This window comes from Roseobacter cerffii (genome assembly GCF_054226325.1).
The window spans coordinates 1,303,108-1,317,410 of the sequence record NZ_CM135757.1; the positions used below are offsets into that span (position 1 = coordinate 1,303,108).

General features: G+C 64.5%; 17 protein-coding genes. 9 read left to right on the forward strand and 8 right to left on the reverse strand.

The window, feature by feature from the left end:
* The first annotated feature begins 2 nt into the window (after positions 1–2).
* The gene (gene trpB / locus ACVC7O_RS06385; RefSeq protein WP_458325253.1) at positions 3–1,235 is read left to right on the forward strand and encodes a tryptophan synthase subunit beta; all 1,233 of its coding nucleotides are present in this window, start codon (positions 3–5) and stop codon (positions 1,233–1,235) included.
* A gap of 55 nt (positions 1,236–1,290) precedes the next feature.
* Positions 1,291–2,124, forward strand: coding sequence for a hypothetical protein (locus ACVC7O_RS06390; protein WP_458325254.1), 834 nt, complete (start codon positions 1,291–1,293; stop codon positions 2,122–2,124).
* A gap of 5 nt (positions 2,125–2,129) precedes the next feature.
* Here the strand turns inward: ACVC7O_RS06390 and ACVC7O_RS06395 are convergent, their stop codons facing one another.
* From ACVC7O_RS06395 to ACVC7O_RS06410, 4 genes are all read right to left on the reverse strand, one after another.
* Positions 2,130–2,504, reverse strand: a complete 375-nt coding sequence (locus ACVC7O_RS06395; protein ID WP_458325255.1) for a DUF2237 family protein — start codon at positions 2,502–2,504, stop codon at positions 2,130–2,132.
* A 77-nt stretch (positions 2,505–2,581) separates the two neighbouring features.
* A complete protein-coding gene (locus tag ACVC7O_RS06400; RefSeq protein WP_458326045.1) occupies positions 2,582–3,631 on the reverse strand; it encodes a DUF2332 domain-containing protein in 1,050 nt (349 codons plus the stop codon).
* Positions 3,632–3,633: 2 nt separating this feature from the next.
* A complete protein-coding gene (pth, locus tag ACVC7O_RS06405) occupies positions 3,634–4,317 on the reverse strand; it encodes an aminoacyl-tRNA hydrolase (RefSeq protein WP_458325256.1) in 684 nt (227 codons plus the stop codon).
* Between the two features lie 104 nt (positions 4,318–4,421).
* Positions 4,422–5,075: a 50S ribosomal protein L25/general stress protein Ctc gene (locus ACVC7O_RS06410; RefSeq protein ID WP_458325257.1), complete on the reverse strand. Its 654-nt coding sequence runs from the start codon at positions 5,073–5,075 to the stop codon at positions 4,422–4,424.
* Positions 5,076–5,233: 158 nt separating this feature from the next.
* Here ACVC7O_RS06410 and ACVC7O_RS06415 point away from each other — a divergent pair, with 158 nt between their 5' ends.
* The gene (locus tag ACVC7O_RS06415; protein ID WP_458325258.1) at positions 5,234–6,388 is read left to right on the forward strand and encodes an MFS transporter; all 1,155 of its coding nucleotides are present in this window, start codon (positions 5,234–5,236) and stop codon (positions 6,386–6,388) included.
* A gap of 157 nt (positions 6,389–6,545) precedes the next feature.
* Here the strand turns inward: ACVC7O_RS06415 and ACVC7O_RS06420 are convergent, their stop codons facing one another.
* On the reverse strand, positions 6,546–7,712 hold the full coding sequence (locus ACVC7O_RS06420) for an alpha-hydroxy acid oxidase (RefSeq protein ID WP_458325259.1): 1,167 nt from the start codon (positions 7,710–7,712) through the stop codon (positions 6,546–6,548).
* Positions 7,713–7,844: 132 nt separating this feature from the next.
* Between ACVC7O_RS06420 and ACVC7O_RS06425 the strand changes: the two genes are divergently transcribed.
* Both ACVC7O_RS06425 and ACVC7O_RS06430 read left to right on the forward strand, forming a co-directional pair.
* Positions 7,845–8,951, forward strand: coding sequence for an Acg family FMN-binding oxidoreductase (locus tag ACVC7O_RS06425; RefSeq protein WP_458325260.1), 1,107 nt, complete (start codon positions 7,845–7,847; stop codon positions 8,949–8,951).
* Entirely contained in the window at positions 8,944–9,399 is a 456-nt protein-coding gene (locus ACVC7O_RS06430) for a MarR family winged helix-turn-helix transcriptional regulator (RefSeq protein ID WP_458325261.1), read from the forward strand. The genes ACVC7O_RS06425 and ACVC7O_RS06430 overlap by 8 nt, the downstream gene beginning before the upstream one ends.
* Before the next feature lie 113 nt (positions 9,400–9,512).
* On the opposite strand, the gene trpA is transcribed toward ACVC7O_RS06430, so the two are convergent.
* Positions 9,513–10,304 carry a tryptophan synthase subunit alpha gene (gene trpA / locus ACVC7O_RS06435; RefSeq protein WP_458325262.1) on the reverse strand — a complete coding sequence of 264 codons (792 nt, stop codon included), beginning with the start codon at positions 10,302–10,304 and terminating at the stop codon, positions 9,513–9,515.
* A 142-nt stretch (positions 10,305–10,446) separates the two neighbouring features.
* Between trpA and ACVC7O_RS06440 the strand changes: the two genes are divergently transcribed.
* Both ACVC7O_RS06440 and ychF read left to right on the forward strand, forming a co-directional pair.
* Positions 10,447–10,650, forward strand: a complete 204-nt coding sequence (locus ACVC7O_RS06440; RefSeq protein WP_458325263.1) for a hypothetical protein — start codon at positions 10,447–10,449, stop codon at positions 10,648–10,650.
* A gap of 47 nt (positions 10,651–10,697) precedes the next feature.
* A complete protein-coding gene (ychF, locus tag ACVC7O_RS06445) occupies positions 10,698–11,795 on the forward strand; it encodes a redox-regulated ATPase YchF (RefSeq protein WP_458325264.1) in 1,098 nt (365 codons plus the stop codon).
* A gap of 58 nt (positions 11,796–11,853) precedes the next feature.
* Here the strand turns inward: ychF and ACVC7O_RS06450 are convergent, their stop codons facing one another.
* Together ACVC7O_RS06450 and ACVC7O_RS06455 are read right to left on the reverse strand one after the other, a co-directional pair.
* Positions 11,854–12,261, reverse strand: a complete 408-nt coding sequence (locus ACVC7O_RS06450) for a hypothetical protein (RefSeq protein ID WP_458325265.1) — start codon at positions 12,259–12,261, stop codon at positions 11,854–11,856.
* A 13-nt stretch (positions 12,262–12,274) separates the two neighbouring features.
* Positions 12,275–13,477 carry a pyridoxal phosphate-dependent aminotransferase gene (locus ACVC7O_RS06455; RefSeq protein WP_458325266.1) on the reverse strand — a complete coding sequence of 401 codons (1,203 nt, stop codon included), beginning with the start codon at positions 13,475–13,477 and terminating at the stop codon, positions 12,275–12,277.
* Between the two features lie 88 nt (positions 13,478–13,565).
* Between ACVC7O_RS06455 and ACVC7O_RS06460 the strand changes: the two genes are divergently transcribed.
* Together ACVC7O_RS06460 and ACVC7O_RS06465 are read left to right on the forward strand one after the other, a co-directional pair.
* Complete coding sequence (locus ACVC7O_RS06460; protein WP_458325267.1) at positions 13,566–13,973, forward strand: helix-turn-helix domain-containing protein; 408 nt, start codon at positions 13,566–13,568, stop codon at positions 13,971–13,973.
* The gene (locus tag ACVC7O_RS06465; protein WP_458325268.1) at positions 13,957–14,223 is read left to right on the forward strand and encodes a succinate dehydrogenase assembly factor 2; all 267 of its coding nucleotides are present in this window, start codon (positions 13,957–13,959) and stop codon (positions 14,221–14,223) included. The genes ACVC7O_RS06460 and ACVC7O_RS06465 overlap by 17 nt, the downstream gene beginning before the upstream one ends.
* Positions 14,224–14,303 lie beyond the last annotated feature (80 nt).

Genomic DNA, 14,303 nt, shown 5'->3' on the forward strand with positions numbered 1-14,303 from the left:
GGATGGCAAACGATCTTTTCAATTCCTTCATGACCGGCCCGGATGAAAACGGCCGGTTTGGTGATTTTGGCGGGCGGTTCGTGTCCGAGACGCTGATGCCGCTGATCCTGGAGCTGGAAGCGCAATACGAAAAAGCGAAGACCGACGACAGCTTCTGGGCCGAGATGAACCACCTCTGGACCCATTACGTGGGCCGCCCCAGCCCGCTCTACCTCGCCGAGCGCCTGACCGACCATCTGGGTGGTGCCAAGGTCTATATGAAGCGCGACGAGCTGAACCATACGGGTGCCCACAAGATCAACAACGTGCTGGGCCAGATCATCCTCGCGCGCCGCATGGGCAAGACCCGGATAATCGCCGAGACAGGCGCGGGCCAGCACGGCGTGGCCACCGCCACCGTCTGCGCCAAGTTCGGGCTCAAATGCGTGGTCTACATGGGCGCGCATGACGTGGAACGTCAGGCGCCCAACGTCTTCCGCATGCGCCTGCTGGGCGCCGAAGTGGTGCCCGTGACCTCCGGGCGCGGTACGCTGAAAGACGCGATGAATGATGCGCTGCGCGACTGGGTCACCAATGTGCGCGACACCTTCTACTGCATCGGCACGGTCGCGGGGCCGCACCCGTACCCGGCGATGGTGCGCGACTTCCAAAGCATCATCGGCAAGGAAGTGCGCGAACAGATGGTCGCCGCCGAGGGCCGCTTCCCCGACACGGTGATTGCCGCGATTGGGGGTGGGTCGAACGCGATGGGCCTCTTCTATCCCTTCCTCGATGATAAGGAGGTCGGCATCATCGGCGTCGAAGCAGGCGGCAAGGGTGTGAATGCCAAGATGGAGCACTGTGCCTCCCTCACCGGCGGACGCCCCGGCGTGTTGCACGGCAACCGCACGTATCTCTTGCAGGACGATGACGGCCAGATCCTCGAAGGCTTCTCGATTTCCGCCGGGCTCGACTACCCGGGCATCGGCCCCGAACACGCCTGGCTGCACGACATCGGCCGCGCCGAATATGTGGCGATCACCGACAAAGAGGCGCTCGAAGCCTTCCAGCTTTGCTGTGAGCTCGAAGGCATCATCCCCGCGCTGGAGCCCTCCCACGCGCTGGCCCATGTGATGAAGATCGCACCGACCCTGCCCAAAGAACACATCCTCTGCATGAACATGTGCGGGCGCGGCGACAAGGACATCTTCACCGTCGCCAAGGCCCTCGGCTTCGAGATGGGTGAATTCGCCTGACCCGCGCTTGATTTCATCCCCGACCTTGCTAGCCTGCGCGGCAGGAGGGGTGCGGATGACACGGATTTTGGCTGCGATCACGCTGGTTTGGGCCTCGGCGCTGGCGGCTGCCGCGCAGGGTCCGGAAGATATCGTGCGCTGGGTCTACACGTCCTTGACGAGCACTGCGCCAGCCTCGCAGCAGGGGCTTGAGTACCTCTCGGCACCCGCGCAGCGGGGCGGGTTTTTCTCCCGCCGCATGGTGGCCTTTTACGACGCCAATGACACCTACGGCGATGATCTGGCGCAGGCCTGCGTCGACTTCGGCTTCGCGATCCCGGGCAATGATTACGATGCAACCGAGATCGCCAACAGCCTGCGCCTCAGCACGCAGACCGCGCCCGCACAGATCACCATCGTCGCGACATTCTCGAACTTTGGCACGCCGGCGCAGGTGGCCTATGACTTCATCCAGGAAGACGGGTTCTGGAAGATCGACGACATCGCGGGCGAAGGGTTCCGCGTCTCGCAAATCCCCTGCACGCCCAAGGCGGCCTCCACCGCAGCGGTTCAGGCAACCGCCTTCTGCTATGCGCAGGGTGATGACACCTTGCGGCTTGATCTCGCGGGCGGTGGTGCCGCACAGCTCGAAATCTCCAGCTGGCAAGCCAACGGGCACAGCTGTTCGGGACAGATGGCAGGGCAGGAGGTCGCTGGGGGCTGGGATTTCCCGGGCACGGGTGGCTGCAGGCTGCAACTGCGCGTCACGGCGGGCGGCGATGTGCAACTGTCCGATCCGGATTGGGTCTGCAAAGCCAGCATGTGTGGCCAGCGCGCGGTTCTGGATGGTTTGAGCTTTCCGCGGACCAGCCAGATCGACTGTGCCGCCTGGCAGTCCCAGATCAGGTAGCCGCCTCAGACGGTCAGCGCATAGGTCTCCAGAACCTCCAGCGGCACGATCTCCAGCGCGCGCTTGTGCGTCGCCGCCAGATGCACCTGCGGCGCGCAGCCTTCGTCATGCGCCTGCAGGAACCGGCCCGCACAGAGGCACCAGCTGTCGCCCGCCTTCAGGCCCTGAAAGCCGAACTCGGGGCGCGGTGTGCTGAGATCATTGCCCACGTATTTCGAATAGGCGAGGAACTCCTCGGTCATCACCGCGCAGACCGTGTGGCTGCCCTGGTCGGCGGAACAGGTGTTGCAATGCCCATCGCGGAAAAAGCCGGTGACCGGATCGGTCCCGCAGACCTTCAAGGCCCCGCCCAGAACGTTGACGCTGTCGTCCTTTTCCATGCCGATCTCCACTCTGGTGCCACCGTCACCTTACCATGTAGCGGCGCGGTGCCGGATTGCCATGCGACGCACTGCCCTCAGGCCGCCTGCGGCACCCCGGACCAGCGCACCCAGCGCCCATGAAAATCCGCGCGGCCCAGCGACAGCGTCACATCCCCCGGCCACAGCCGCAGGGTGAGCGCGGCGCCGATCCCGCCGGTCGTATCCCCATCGCTCTCCATCGACAGCCAGGCCAGGGGTCGGGCTTCCGTCGCCTGCGCACCTGCCGCCTCGATCAGGGCAGTGCCCCGCGCCTGCACCTCGGCCGGGAAGTATTGCCAGGCCACAGTATGCTGGATGAGATGCAGATGCCCCTCGGGCGCGTCCTTGAGGCGCTGGTCGAGCCAGTCGATCGCGTCGCCGCGGTGGATTGGCGCATCCATGACCGCCGCCGCCGCCCGAGTGAGCGCCAGCCGATGCGGCTGATCTGGCCAGAGATAGGCCGTCAGGCGCAACAGATCCTCGGGGGTCGCCGGGTCGAGCGGGTTGAGATCGGCCCCGGCGCGGGCGGCGACCACGGGCCGCAGCTGTGGCGGCATCGGGCCGTCCCAGTCCGGCGCCAGCGTCAGCACCGGATCAGTTGGCGCCAGCAGGCCGCCCGGCAGCGACAGCGCATAGTGATCCCACATCAGGTTCAGCCCGCCGCTGGCGCCCAGCTCCGACAGCACGATGGGCAGATCGAAACGCTCCGCCGCCACCGCCGCGCCCGCGATCAACGCGGCTGAACGGCGGACTTCATTGGTCTGGGGCGGGCTCTCGACCCAGTCGAGCAAAAACGCCTCATGGGCCTCGACGGCGGCCAGCACCGCCTGCAACAGCGCCGCATCACTGACCTCAGCCGGGGGATAGAGGGCCGCCAGCTCCGGCGCGCGCCCGCTGAGCACCAGCGCGTGCAGCCCGCCCGCCGTGCGCAGGGGCAGGGAGTGCCCTGCGGGGCCGATGTCCCCTTCGAACAGGGCCAGGCGTTTGGCCAGCGCGCTGGTCTCAGGCCAATGCTCGGCCAGAAGATTGAGCAACTGGCCCATGAAGGGTGAGCCCATCGTCGTGCAGCTGATTGCCTGATGTCGGAAGGCCTCCGCCAGGGTCATCGTCATCGAAACCGCTCCACCAATCTCTGCAGCGGCGAGCGTGTGTCGGGCTCGGGCTCCGGCGTGGGGGCAGGGGGCGCCGCTTTCTCGGGCGCCTTTTGGCCGGTGCCCGAGCGGGGCGGGGTCAACAGAAGCGCCACAGCGTTCATGAATTTCGACGCATCACCCGCCGCCAGATAGGGCGCCCCGTCGCTCACCCCGCGCAGCACGTCGTCAAGCCACGCCTCATCCGCCTTGGCAAAGTCGCGCAACACATAACCCGGCACCGCGTCCTTGTGCCCGGGGTGGCCGACGCCCAGACGCACCCGCGCATACTCCGGCCCGATATGCGCATGGACCGAGCGCAATCCGTTATGCCCCGCATGACCCCCACCGACCTTGTGCTTGACCTTCCCAGGCGCAAGGTCGATCTCGTCATGCAGCACCACAACATCGGCAGGCTCCAGCTTGTAGAACCGCATCGCCGCCTGCACCGACTGGCCGGAGTTGTTCATGAAGGTCTCGGGCTTCAGCAGCACTGCGCGATCCGAGCCAAACCGCCCTTCGCTCAGGCTGCCCTGATGCTTGCCCTTCCATGGCCCAAACCCGTGATCCGCCGCGATCCGGTCCAGCGCCATGAAGCCGATGTTATGCCGGTTCTTGGCGTATTTCGCGCCGGGATTGCCCAAACCCACGATCAGTTTCATGGCGATGCTCCTTGATATTGCACTGCAGCATATCAAAGCGGCGCCCCAAACGAAATACGGGGCCACACAGGGCCCCGCATCGCATATCCAAAACAGGATATATCTTATTCTTCAGTGGCTTCTGCCTCTGCTTCCGGTGCCTCTTCGGCCTCGGCGCCATCGTCCTCTTCGTCCTCGGAGGACGCAAGACCCGCCGGTGCAGAGATCTGCGCGATCACGAAATCACGGTCGATGGTCGGCTTCGCCCCTTCGGGCAGGGTGACCGAGGAGATCGTGATGTTGTCGCCGATCTCCATCTCGGAGATGTCGATGGTGATGTGATCAGGGATATCACCCGCGGTCACGATCAGCTCAACCTCCGGACGGATCAGCGTCAGCACACCGCCCTTCTTCAGGCCGGGCGAGACGTCTTCGCCTTCCACTTCCACGGCGATGAAGAGGTTGATCTTCGTGGTTCGGCGCAGACGCATGAAGTCGATATGCGTGGGCAGGTCTTTGACCACGTGGCGCTGTACGTCGCGGCAGATCACACGCACATCGTCGTGGCCTTCCACTTTCATGTTGAAGAGGGTCGACTTGAACCGGCCTTCCTTCAGCTTTTTCAGCAGCACGTTGAACGGAATGTTGATCGGCAGCGGGTCCGCGTCGCCCCCGAATACGATCCCAGGAACCATGCCATCGCGGCGCGCCTGACGAGCGGCGCCCTTGCCTGTCCCCGTCCGTTCCTGAGCCACAAGATCCGGAATTTCTCCAGCCATCTTAAGTCTCCAATATGTTTAAGGCGGGGCTCCTCCAAGGCTGTAGCCCCACGTGAAGCCGCGCGTATAGACCGGTTTGCCCTGCATGAAAAGAGGTTTTTCGCAGATGCGATCTTGCAGGTTCCGAGCACCCGTGTCACCGCTGCGACATGCGCTTGATGAGTGATCTCTGGCTGTCCCGAAAATCCCTGGCAGGCTTCGTCATCGTGGGCGTGGCCTGGTCGAGCTATTTTGCCCAGATGCCGGTGATCAAATCGGCGATCGGCGCCTCTGACGGGGTCTATGGCGGTGTCATGCTGCTCGCGTCTCTCGGGGCGCTCGCGGCCATGTGGCTCGCACCACTCACGCACCGGCTTGCAGGCCGCTGGGCCTTGCCGCTGGGCGCGATGCTGATGTCGCTGGGCATGCTGGGCGCGGGCCTTTCAACAGAGATCATCGCCTTCGGTCTCGCCATGACGCTCGCCTCGGTTGGGGCAGGGGTCACCGATGTGCTGGCCAATGTGCGCGTCTCCGAGATCGAGGCGCGCTCGGGGCGGCACCTCATGAACCTCAACCACGCGATGTTCTCCTTCACCTACGCGGGCTGCGCCTTGGCGACGGGTATCCTGCGCGAGCTTGGCTGGTCTCCCGCGCAGGTCTTCACCGTGCTGATCGCTCTCACCGTGATCGCGGGGTGGGTCATGCTCGAGGCCCGCGTCCGCGCGATGCCCGAGGAGGACACCACGCCCGATGCGCCTCTGCCGCACCTGCTGGTCTGGGGCACCGGTGCGCTGGTGCTCGTGGCCTTCCTGACCGAGGCCGCCTCCGAGGGCTGGTCCGCGCTGCATCTCGAACGCACGCTGGGCGGCGGCCCCGCAGAGGGCGCGCTTGGCCCTGCGCTCTTGGGCTTATCGATGGGAATCGGGCGGCTGTCGGGGCATTTCCTCTCTGACCGGCTGCCCACCTTGCCGTTCATCACGGTGGCGTCCGTTGTATCCGCAGGGGGGCTCTTGCTGGTCGGGGCCGCGCCCACGCTGATGATGGCCTACATCGGTTTTGCGCTGACCGGGCTGGGCATCTCCGTGGTCGCCCCGCTGGCGCTGGCGCTGATCGGGCGAATTGTCCCGCCGAAAGCCCGCCTCGCGGCGATCAGCCGCGCCTCGGCGCTTGGCTATGGCGCGTTTTTCGTGAGCCCACCCCTGATGGGGGTCACCTCCGAGCTCTTCGGCCTGCGCGCAGGCTTCTGGGTCGTTGCCGCGCTGCTGGTGCTCTGCGTCGCCGCACTCGTGCCCGTGCTGGCCGCCCGCATCGCGGCGCGCCCCCAGACGTTTTGATCCCTCCAGTCGGTTTTTGCACCGCTCAGATTGAGGCCCCGCGCAACAGGCACTGTTGCGCCGCGCCGTTCCGCCCCCACGGGGCGGCGCGAGGGCGCCACCCCTCGGAACGGCGCGTCTGTACAACTGGTTCGCTTTCAAAACGACCAGCCGGTGCTCAGTCCTGCCACCGCCCTTCAAAGTCTTCCGGGATCAGCAGGTTGTGCCGCCCCAGATCGCCCACCTTGGTCTCCCCGCAAAGCGCCATGGTCGTGTCCAGCTCCTTGTGAATCACCTCCAGCGCGCGGGTCACACCCTGCTGGCCCATGGCCCCCAGCCCGTAAATGAATGCGCGCCCGATGTAGGTGCCCTTGGCCCCCATCGCCAGCGACTTCAGCACGTCCTGGCCTGAGCGGATGCCGCCGTCCATATGCACCTCGATCTGATCGCCCACCGCCTCCAGAATAGACGGCAGCGCGCGGATCGAGCTCAGCGCGCCATCCAGTTGCCGCCCCCCGTGGTTGCTCACGATGATCGCATCGGCCCCCACCTTCAGCGCCATCTTAGCGTCGTCGGCGTCAAGAATGCCCTTCAGGATCACCTTGCCGCCCCATTCCTCCTTGAGCTGCGCAATCTTCGCCCAGTCAAGCGTCGGGTCGAAACTCTCCGCCGCCCAGACGCTCAGCGAACTGGGATCGGAGATGCCTTGCACGTGCCCCACGATATTGCCGAACTCACGTCGCTTGGCGCTCATCATCTCGATGCCCCAGGCCCATTTCGTGGCCAGATTGGCCATGGTCTTCAAGGTCAACTTCGGTGGCGTCGACAACCCGTTCTTGATGTCCTTGTGCCGCTGCCCGAGGATCTGCAGATCAAGTGTGATCACCAGCGCCGAGCAGTTCGCATCCTTCGCCCGCTGGATCAGACGGCTGATGTAGTCGGTGTCCTTCATCATGTAGAGCTGGAACCAGAAGGGCTTGGAGGTGAACCCCGCCACATCCTCGATCGAGTTGATCGACATGGTGCTGAGCGTAAACGGCACGCCAAATTTCTCCGCCGCCCGCGCCGCCTTCATCTCGCCATCCGCGTGCTGCATCCCCGTGATCCCAACGGGGGCGAGGGCCACGGGCATCGACACATCCTCGCCGATCATCTGACCGGCCGTGCTGCGCCCGGTCATGTCCACGGCCACGCGTTGGCGCAGGCGGATCTTCTCGAAATCAGAGGTGTTCTCGCGGAAGGTCTGCTCTGTCCAGCTGCCCGATTCCGCGTAGTCGAAGAACATCCGGGGCACGCGGCGTTCGTGCAGACGTTTGAGATCCTGAATATTGGTGATGACTGGCATGACGGCCCCCGTATTGGTCAAGTTTAGTTACCAATTCGCGATATGAAGATCAATCAGCGAATGGGTTCTTGATTGGTGCAATATCGTACTATATAGAAAGTGCGAAATCGCACCATATGAAAGGAGACCGCCATGCCCATGCCCCGCCGCAAAGCCCTCACCGTGATCGGAGGCGGCACCGTGCTCGCGGCCACCGCCTCTGCCGCGGGCTTTCTGGCCACCCGCACCCCGCACAGCGCGCTCGCGCCGTGGGAGGCGGCGGGGGAGTATGACGACCCGCGCCTCAACGCGCTCAGCTTTGCGCTGCTCGCGCCTAATCCGCACAATCTCCAGCCCTGGCAGGTTGGGCTCGACGGGCCGGATACGGTGCTGATCCACCGCGACCCCGCGCGCCGCCTGCCGGAGACCGATCCCTTCGACCGCCAGATCACCATCGGCCTCGGCTGCTTCATTGAGCAGCTGGTGCTCGCTGCGGGGGCAGGGGGTCACGCGGTTGATCTCACACTCTATCCGGAGGGCGAGGACGGCCCTGTCGCCCGCGCGGTCTTCACCGACGGCGGCACGGCGGATCCGCTCAGCGCCCAGATCATGGCGCGTCGCTCCTGCAAGGAACCTTTCGAGGCCACGCCGCTCACCGCGGCCCACGCCAATGAACTGGAACTCTTCGCCGACATCTATACGGATGCGCCCATGGTCGCGGCCCTGAAAACCCTCACCTGGGCCGCATGGGAGGTCGAGGCGATGACCCCGCGTACGATGCAGGAATCCGTGGATCTCATGCGCTTCGGCAAGGCCGAGATCGAGGCCAACCCCGACGGGATCGACCTCGGCGGCCCGATGCTGGAAACCCTGATGCTCGCCGGCATGCTCTCTCGCGCGGCGCAGTCCGATCCCGAGAGCCAGGGCTTTCAGCAAGGTGTCGAGATCTACCATGAGATGCTGCACGCGACGCCTGCCTACGCCGCCCTTGTCAGCCCCACCAACACCCGCGAAGACCAGATCGAGGCCGGGCGACAATGGCTTCGGCTGAACCTCAAGTGCACCGCCCTCGGCGTGGCGCTGCACCCGGTCAGCCAGTGCTTGCAGGAATACCCCGAGATGGCGGGTCATTACGCCGCCGCCCACAAACGCCTCGCGCGCCCGGGCCAGACCGTTCAAATGCTCGGGCGTTTGGGCTACGGTCCGGATGTGCCGCGCACGCCGCGCTGGCCGCTGGAGACCAAACTGCTGAATGCCTGACACTGCGCCCGCCACCTATTTCGAGGTCTTCAACGAGATCGCCATCATCGAACAGCTCAGCCGCACGCTGCTGGAAGCGCGCCTGCCCGAGGGGCTGATCGCGCCGCATTTCACGGTGCTCAACCACCTCATTCGCCTCGGCGACGGGCGTGCGCTCATCGATATGGCACGGGCCTTCCAGGTGCCCAAGACCTCGATGACCCATACGGTGAAGGTGCTGGTTGCCCGAGGCCTCGTGGAGGTGCGCGCCAACCCTGAGGACGGGCGCTCCAAGCTTGTCTGGCTCACCGACGCAGGCCGGGCGGTGCGCAATCAGGCCATCGCCGATCTGGCGCCCGACTTCGCGCGGCTGGCCGAGAGCTTCGACACCGCGCGCCTGCTCGAGGCCTTGCCGGTCCTGCGCGCGTTGCGCATCCATCTCGATGAAGACCGCAATGGGCAGGGATGAGTGCGCCGGGCAAAGGTGGCCTGAAGCCCACCTGACCTGTCTGGGCCATTCGGGTTCACACTGCGGGTTGGGGTGTGGCTTCCCTGCCGGTCGGGCCCCAGATGGCGCCTGTCTTACGCGCTATGCGCCCCGTCCGAGAGGGTTTTCACGAAGGCCAGCACATCGGCCACCGGTTCGCCCGCGCCGATCTTGCTCACGATGGCCGATCCCACCACGACGCCATCGGCCACCTCGGCAATGGCGCGCGACTTTTCGGGTGTGTTCACGCCGAAGCCCACCACCAGCGGCAGATCCGTCGCCGATTTGATGCGCGCGACTTCGGGGCCCACGTCACCAGCCTGTGCTTCTGCGGCCCCTGTAATCCCGGTGATCGACACGTAGTAGACAAAGCCGGAGGTGTTCTGCAGCACGCGCGGCAGGCGCTTGTCATCGGTGGTCGGTGTGGCCAGACGAATGAAGTTCAGCCCGGCCTCTTGTGCGGGCAGGCAAAGCTCGCTGTCCTCTTCGGGCGGCAGGTCAACGACGATCAGCCCGTCGATGCCTGCGTCTTTGGCCTCGGTCAGAAATCGCTCCACGCCCCGGCTGTAGATGGGGTTGTAATAGCCCATCAGCACAATCGGCGTCTCCTGATCATCCTCGCGGAAGGCCCGCGCCAGCTCCAGCGTGCGCGCCAGCGTCATGCCGCCTTCCAGCGCGCGCTGCCCGGCGAGCTGGATCGTCGGCCCATCGGCCATCGGGTCGGTGAAGGGCAGCCCCAACTCGATCACATCGACGCCCGCGCCCGGCAGCCCGCGCACCACCTCCAGCGAGCGGTCATAGTCTGGATCGCCGGCCATCACATAGGCCACGAAGGCTTTCTTCCCGGCCTGCGCCAGCTCTGCAAATTTCGCGTCGATGCGGCTCATGTCCCGGCCCCTTCTTGTCGTTCGGACCCGCAATGCCGAAAAGAGCGGCGGAAATCAATGCACCAAAAGCCGCGCGTTCAAGGGGGAAAGAAATTTTTGGCTTCCCTCTCAACCGGGGCGCGTGCCACCCTATATGCTGGGTATGAATTATCTACTCGCCATCCTCCTGCCGCCCCTGTCGATCCTGCTGACAGGCCGCCCGATCATCGCTGTCCTGGTGTTTCTCATCTGGATCCCGGCGCTGATCTTCTCGGGCGGGCTCACACATCCGATGTTCATCCTGCTCGCATGGTTCCTGATCTTCCACGCGCGCGAAGACCGCCGCCAGCGCGGGGACTTGTCTTGACCCAGCCAAACCCCTAGGACAGCGCCAATTCACGAAAGGACGCTAACATGGGTTTCAAGATGGGCATCGTGGGTCTGCCGAATGTGGGCAAATCCACCCTTTTCAACGCGCTGACCCGGACCGCGGCCGCACAGGCGGCGAACTTCCCGTTCTGCACCATCGAGCCCAATGTGGGTGAGGTCGCCGTGCCCGACGCGCGGCTCGACAAGCTGGCGGGCATCGCGAACTCCAAGCAGATCATCCCGACCCGCATGACCTTTGTGGACATCGCCGGGCTGGTGAAAGGCGCGTCCAAGGGCGAAGGGCTGGGCAATCAGTTCCTGGCCAACATTCGCGAGGTTGACGCCATCGCCCACGTACTGCGCTGTTTCGAGGATGGCGATGTGACCCATGTCGAGGGCCGCGTTGACCCGGTGGCTGACGCCGAGACCATCGAGACTGAGCTGATGCTCGCGGATATCGAGAGCATCGAGAAGCGCCTGCAGAACATCGTGCGTAAAGTGCGCGGCGGCGACAAGGAAGCCGTTCAGCAGGAGCGGCTGATGAAGGCGGCCCTCGCTGCGCTTGAAGAAGGCAAGCCCGCGCGCGTGGTTGAGGTGGATGATGAGGATGCGAAGGCCTGGACCATGTTGCAGCTTCTGACCACCAAGCCGGTGCTTTACGTTTGCAATGTGGGTGAGGCCGAGGCGGCGGAGGGCAATGACCACTCCGCCAAGGTGGCCGAGATGGCCGCAGCGCAGGGCAACGCCCATGTCATCATCTCCGCCCAGATCGAGGAGGAGATCAGCCAGCTGGAAGAGGACGAGGCCGCGATGTTCTTGGAGGAAATGGGGCTGGCCGAGGCGGGGCTCGACCGTCTGATCCGCGCGGGCTACGACCTGCTGCACTTGGAGACCTATTTCACCGTGGGCCCCAAGGAGGCCCGCGCCTGGACCATCCGCACGGGGACCTCTGCGCCGAAAGCCGCGGGCGTGATCCACGGGGATTTCGAGAAGGGCTTCATCCGCGCCGAGACCATCGCCTACGATGATTTCGTCACGCTTGGTGGCGAGCAGGCGGCGAAGGAAGCGGGCAAGATGCGCGCGGAAGGCAAATCCTACGTGGTCAAGGACGGCGACGTGTTGCACTTCCTCTTCAACACCTGAGCGGGCGAACAGCGAGGGCCGGCCCAAGGCCCAGCCCACCGGCATCCTCACCAGCGGATCAGTCGCCCGCTTTCGTGAGCCGGTCGGCCTTCTTGCGCACCAGCACCGAGCGCAGGTCATGCATCGCGAGCAGCAGCGTGTCGGTGATCTCGTCGAGCTGTTCCGGCGTGGCCTTCGACTGCGCCCATTGCGTCGTCAGGTTCATGTGATCGACCGCGCGGTGGATGTCGTCCATGTCCCGGCGCGCCAGCAGATCACGGCGCGCGGCCATCCACTCCTCGATGACCTGCATATCCGCCTCCGACAGCACCCGGTCACCTTGCGGCTTGATCTCGCCATTGCGGATGTTCAGCACCGCAATCTGGTCCATCTCGATCCGGCGCTGGCGGTTCTCGGTGTCCACGCGAAACACCGCGGCGCCGTTCTCACGGACGCGAAAGTAGTACTCCGGCAATGCGGTGGTCATCGGATGCCCTCGCTCAGGTCAAACCCGCACAGAAGCTCTGGATGCGGGTGCAGGCCTCTGTCAGGGCCGCATCCGACGTAGCGTAGCTGACACGGAAGTTTGGCGAAAGCCCGAAGGCCGCCCCGAAGACGACAGCGACACCGGTCTCTTCCAGAAGCGCCGTGGCAAAGGTTTCGTCATCGACGATCTCGGTCCCGCCTGCCGAGGTCTTGCCAATGCAGCCCGCAATCGACGGATAGACATAGAAGGCCCCGTCGGGCACCGGGCAGCGGATGCCTTCCGCAGCGTTGAGCATCTCGACCACCAGATCGCGGCGGCGCATGAACATCTCGTTGTTGGGCGCGATGAAGTCCTGCGTGCCGTTGAGCGCCTCGACCGCCGCCCACTGGCTGATGGAACAGGGGTTGGAGGTCGACTGCGACTGCACCTTGCGCATCGCCTTGATGAGCTCCTCTGGCCCGGCGGCATACCCAATCCGCCAGCCGGTCATCGCATAGGCCTTGCTCACCCCGTTCACCGTCAGCGTCCGGTCATACAAGCCCGGCTCCACCTGCGCAGGCGTGCAGAACTTGAAATCATCATAGACGAGATGCTCGTACATATCGTCCGTCATGACCCAGACATGCGGGTGCCGCATCAGCACATCGGTCAGCTGTTTCAGCTCCTCCCAGGTGTATCCCGCGCCGGTCGGGTTCGACGGTGAATTGAAGATCAGCCACTTGGTCTTGTCCGTGATCGCGGCCTCCAGCTGATCCGCGGTCAGCTTGAAGCCGGTCTGCAAAGACGCCTCGGCAATCACCGGCGTGCCGCCTGCGAGCAGCACCATATCCGGATAGCTCACCCAATAGGGCGCTGGGATCACAACCTCATCGCCCTTGTTCAGTGTCGCCATCAGGGCGTTGTAAAGGATTTGTTTACCACCTGTGCCCACACTGACCTGCGATGGCTCATAGCTCAGATCGTTGTCACGCTTCAGTTTATCGCAGATCGCGCGCTTCAGCTCTGGAATTCCGTCCACGGCGGTGTATTTGGTCTTGCCATCCGCGATGGCGGCCACGGCGGCGTCCTTGATGTTCTGAGGCGTGTCGAAGTCCGGCTCGCCTGCGCCAAGGCCGATCACATCGCGCCCCGCCGCCTTTAGTTCCGCGGCCTTCGTGGTCACGGCGATGGTGGGGGACGGTTTGACGCGGGCAAGTGTCGTAGACAGGAATTCCATTTCGGCCTCGGTTTGATATGACGTGGGCCGAGTAGTAGGGGGCAGGCTGCCCTCGTTCAAGCGCGATCATCGCAAAGGAGATCACGACATGCACGACACGACAGACTGGTATGGCCCCGAAACCGCAACCTTCGGTGATCGCGTGGCCGCGGCCCGCGAGATGGCGGAGATGACGCAGGCCCAGCTTGCGCGGCGTCTGGGTGTGCGCGTGTCCACGCTGCGCGCCTGGGAAAACGACCTCAGCGAGCCGCGCGCGAACCGTTTGTCGATGATGGCGGGGCTCTTGAACGTCTCGATGATGTGGCTGATCAACGGGCAGGGCGAAGGGCTCGACGCCCCGATGGAAGAGGCCAACCTGCCAGCCTCGGCGCATGACATCCTGAACGAGATGCGGGATCTGCGCATCGACATGATGGCGCGGGCCGAACAGATGGCTCGGCTGGAGAAGAAACTGCGCACGGCTCTGAAAGAAGATCTGCATGAGCGAGCTGCGTGAACACCGCATCAAGCGGCTGAAAATGCGCTCGATGCGGCGCGGGATCAAGGAAATGGACGTGATTCTGCAGCCCTTCGCCGAGGCCAATCTCGACGCGATGGATGAGGCAGGGCTCGACCTCTATGACGACCTGCTCAGCGAGAATGACCATGATCTTTATCAATGGGTTAGCGAGCAGGTTGCCCCGCCCGCGCGATACGCCGCGCTGATCACGCGGATTATCGGCGGGCTGCCGCGCGCGGGGGCCTGAGAGCGCACCGTACGGGCGTTTTGCCTGTTTTTAACGAATTATTGGCGTTTCTCGCGCATATTCCGACCAAATTGGAACGA

Bases quoted from the DNA above. Each gene is read 5' to 3' on its own strand.
- ACVC7O_RS06400 (WP_458326045.1), bottom strand. From the start codon at position 3,631: ATGACCCTGGCGGAGGCCTTCCGACATCAGGCAATCAGCTGCACGACG.
- ACVC7O_RS06440 (WP_458325263.1), top strand. From the start codon at position 10,447: ATGAATTATCTACTCGCCATCCTCCTGCCGCCCCTGTCGATCCTGCTG.
- ACVC7O_RS06455 (WP_458325266.1), bottom strand. From the start codon at position 13,477: ATGGAATTCCTGTCTACGACACTTGCCCGCGTCAAACCGTCCCCCACC.
- ACVC7O_RS06415 (WP_458325258.1), top strand. From the start codon at position 5,234: ATGAGTGATCTCTGGCTGTCCCGAAAATCCCTGGCAGGCTTCGTCATC.
- ACVC7O_RS06460 (WP_458325267.1), top strand. From the start codon at position 13,566: ATGCACGACACGACAGACTGGTATGGCCCCGAAACCGCAACCTTCGGT.
- trpA (WP_458325262.1), bottom strand. From the start codon at position 10,304: ATGAGCCGCATCGACGCGAAATTTGCAGAGCTGGCGCAGGCCGGGAAG.
- ACVC7O_RS06410 (WP_458325257.1), bottom strand. From the start codon at position 5,075: ATGGCTGGAGAAATTCCGGATCTTGTGGCTCAGGAACGGACGGGGACA.
- ACVC7O_RS06450 (WP_458325265.1), bottom strand. From the start codon at position 12,261: ATGACCACCGCATTGCCGGAGTACTACTTTCGCGTCCGTGAGAACGGC.
- trpB (WP_458325253.1), top strand. From the start codon at position 3: ATGGCAAACGATCTTTTCAATTCCTTCATGACCGGCCCGGATGAAAAC.
- ACVC7O_RS06420 (WP_458325259.1), bottom strand. From the start codon at position 7,712: ATGCCAGTCATCACCAATATTCAGGATCTCAAACGTCTGCACGAACGC.
- ACVC7O_RS06465 (WP_458325268.1), top strand. From the start codon at position 13,957: ATGAGCGAGCTGCGTGAACACCGCATCAAGCGGCTGAAAATGCGCTCG.
- pth (WP_458325256.1), bottom strand. From the start codon at position 4,317: ATGAAACTGATCGTGGGTTTGGGCAATCCCGGCGCGAAATACGCCAAG.
- ychF (WP_458325264.1), top strand. From the start codon at position 10,698: ATGGGTTTCAAGATGGGCATCGTGGGTCTGCCGAATGTGGGCAAATCC.
- ACVC7O_RS06425 (WP_458325260.1), top strand. From the start codon at position 7,845: ATGCCCATGCCCCGCCGCAAAGCCCTCACCGTGATCGGAGGCGGCACC.
- ACVC7O_RS06390 (WP_458325254.1), top strand. From the start codon at position 1,291: ATGACACGGATTTTGGCTGCGATCACGCTGGTTTGGGCCTCGGCGCTG.
- ACVC7O_RS06430 (WP_458325261.1), top strand. From the start codon at position 8,944: ATGCCTGACACTGCGCCCGCCACCTATTTCGAGGTCTTCAACGAGATC.
- ACVC7O_RS06395 (WP_458325255.1), bottom strand. From the start codon at position 2,504: ATGGAAAAGGACGACAGCGTCAACGTTCTGGGCGGGGCCTTGAAGGTC.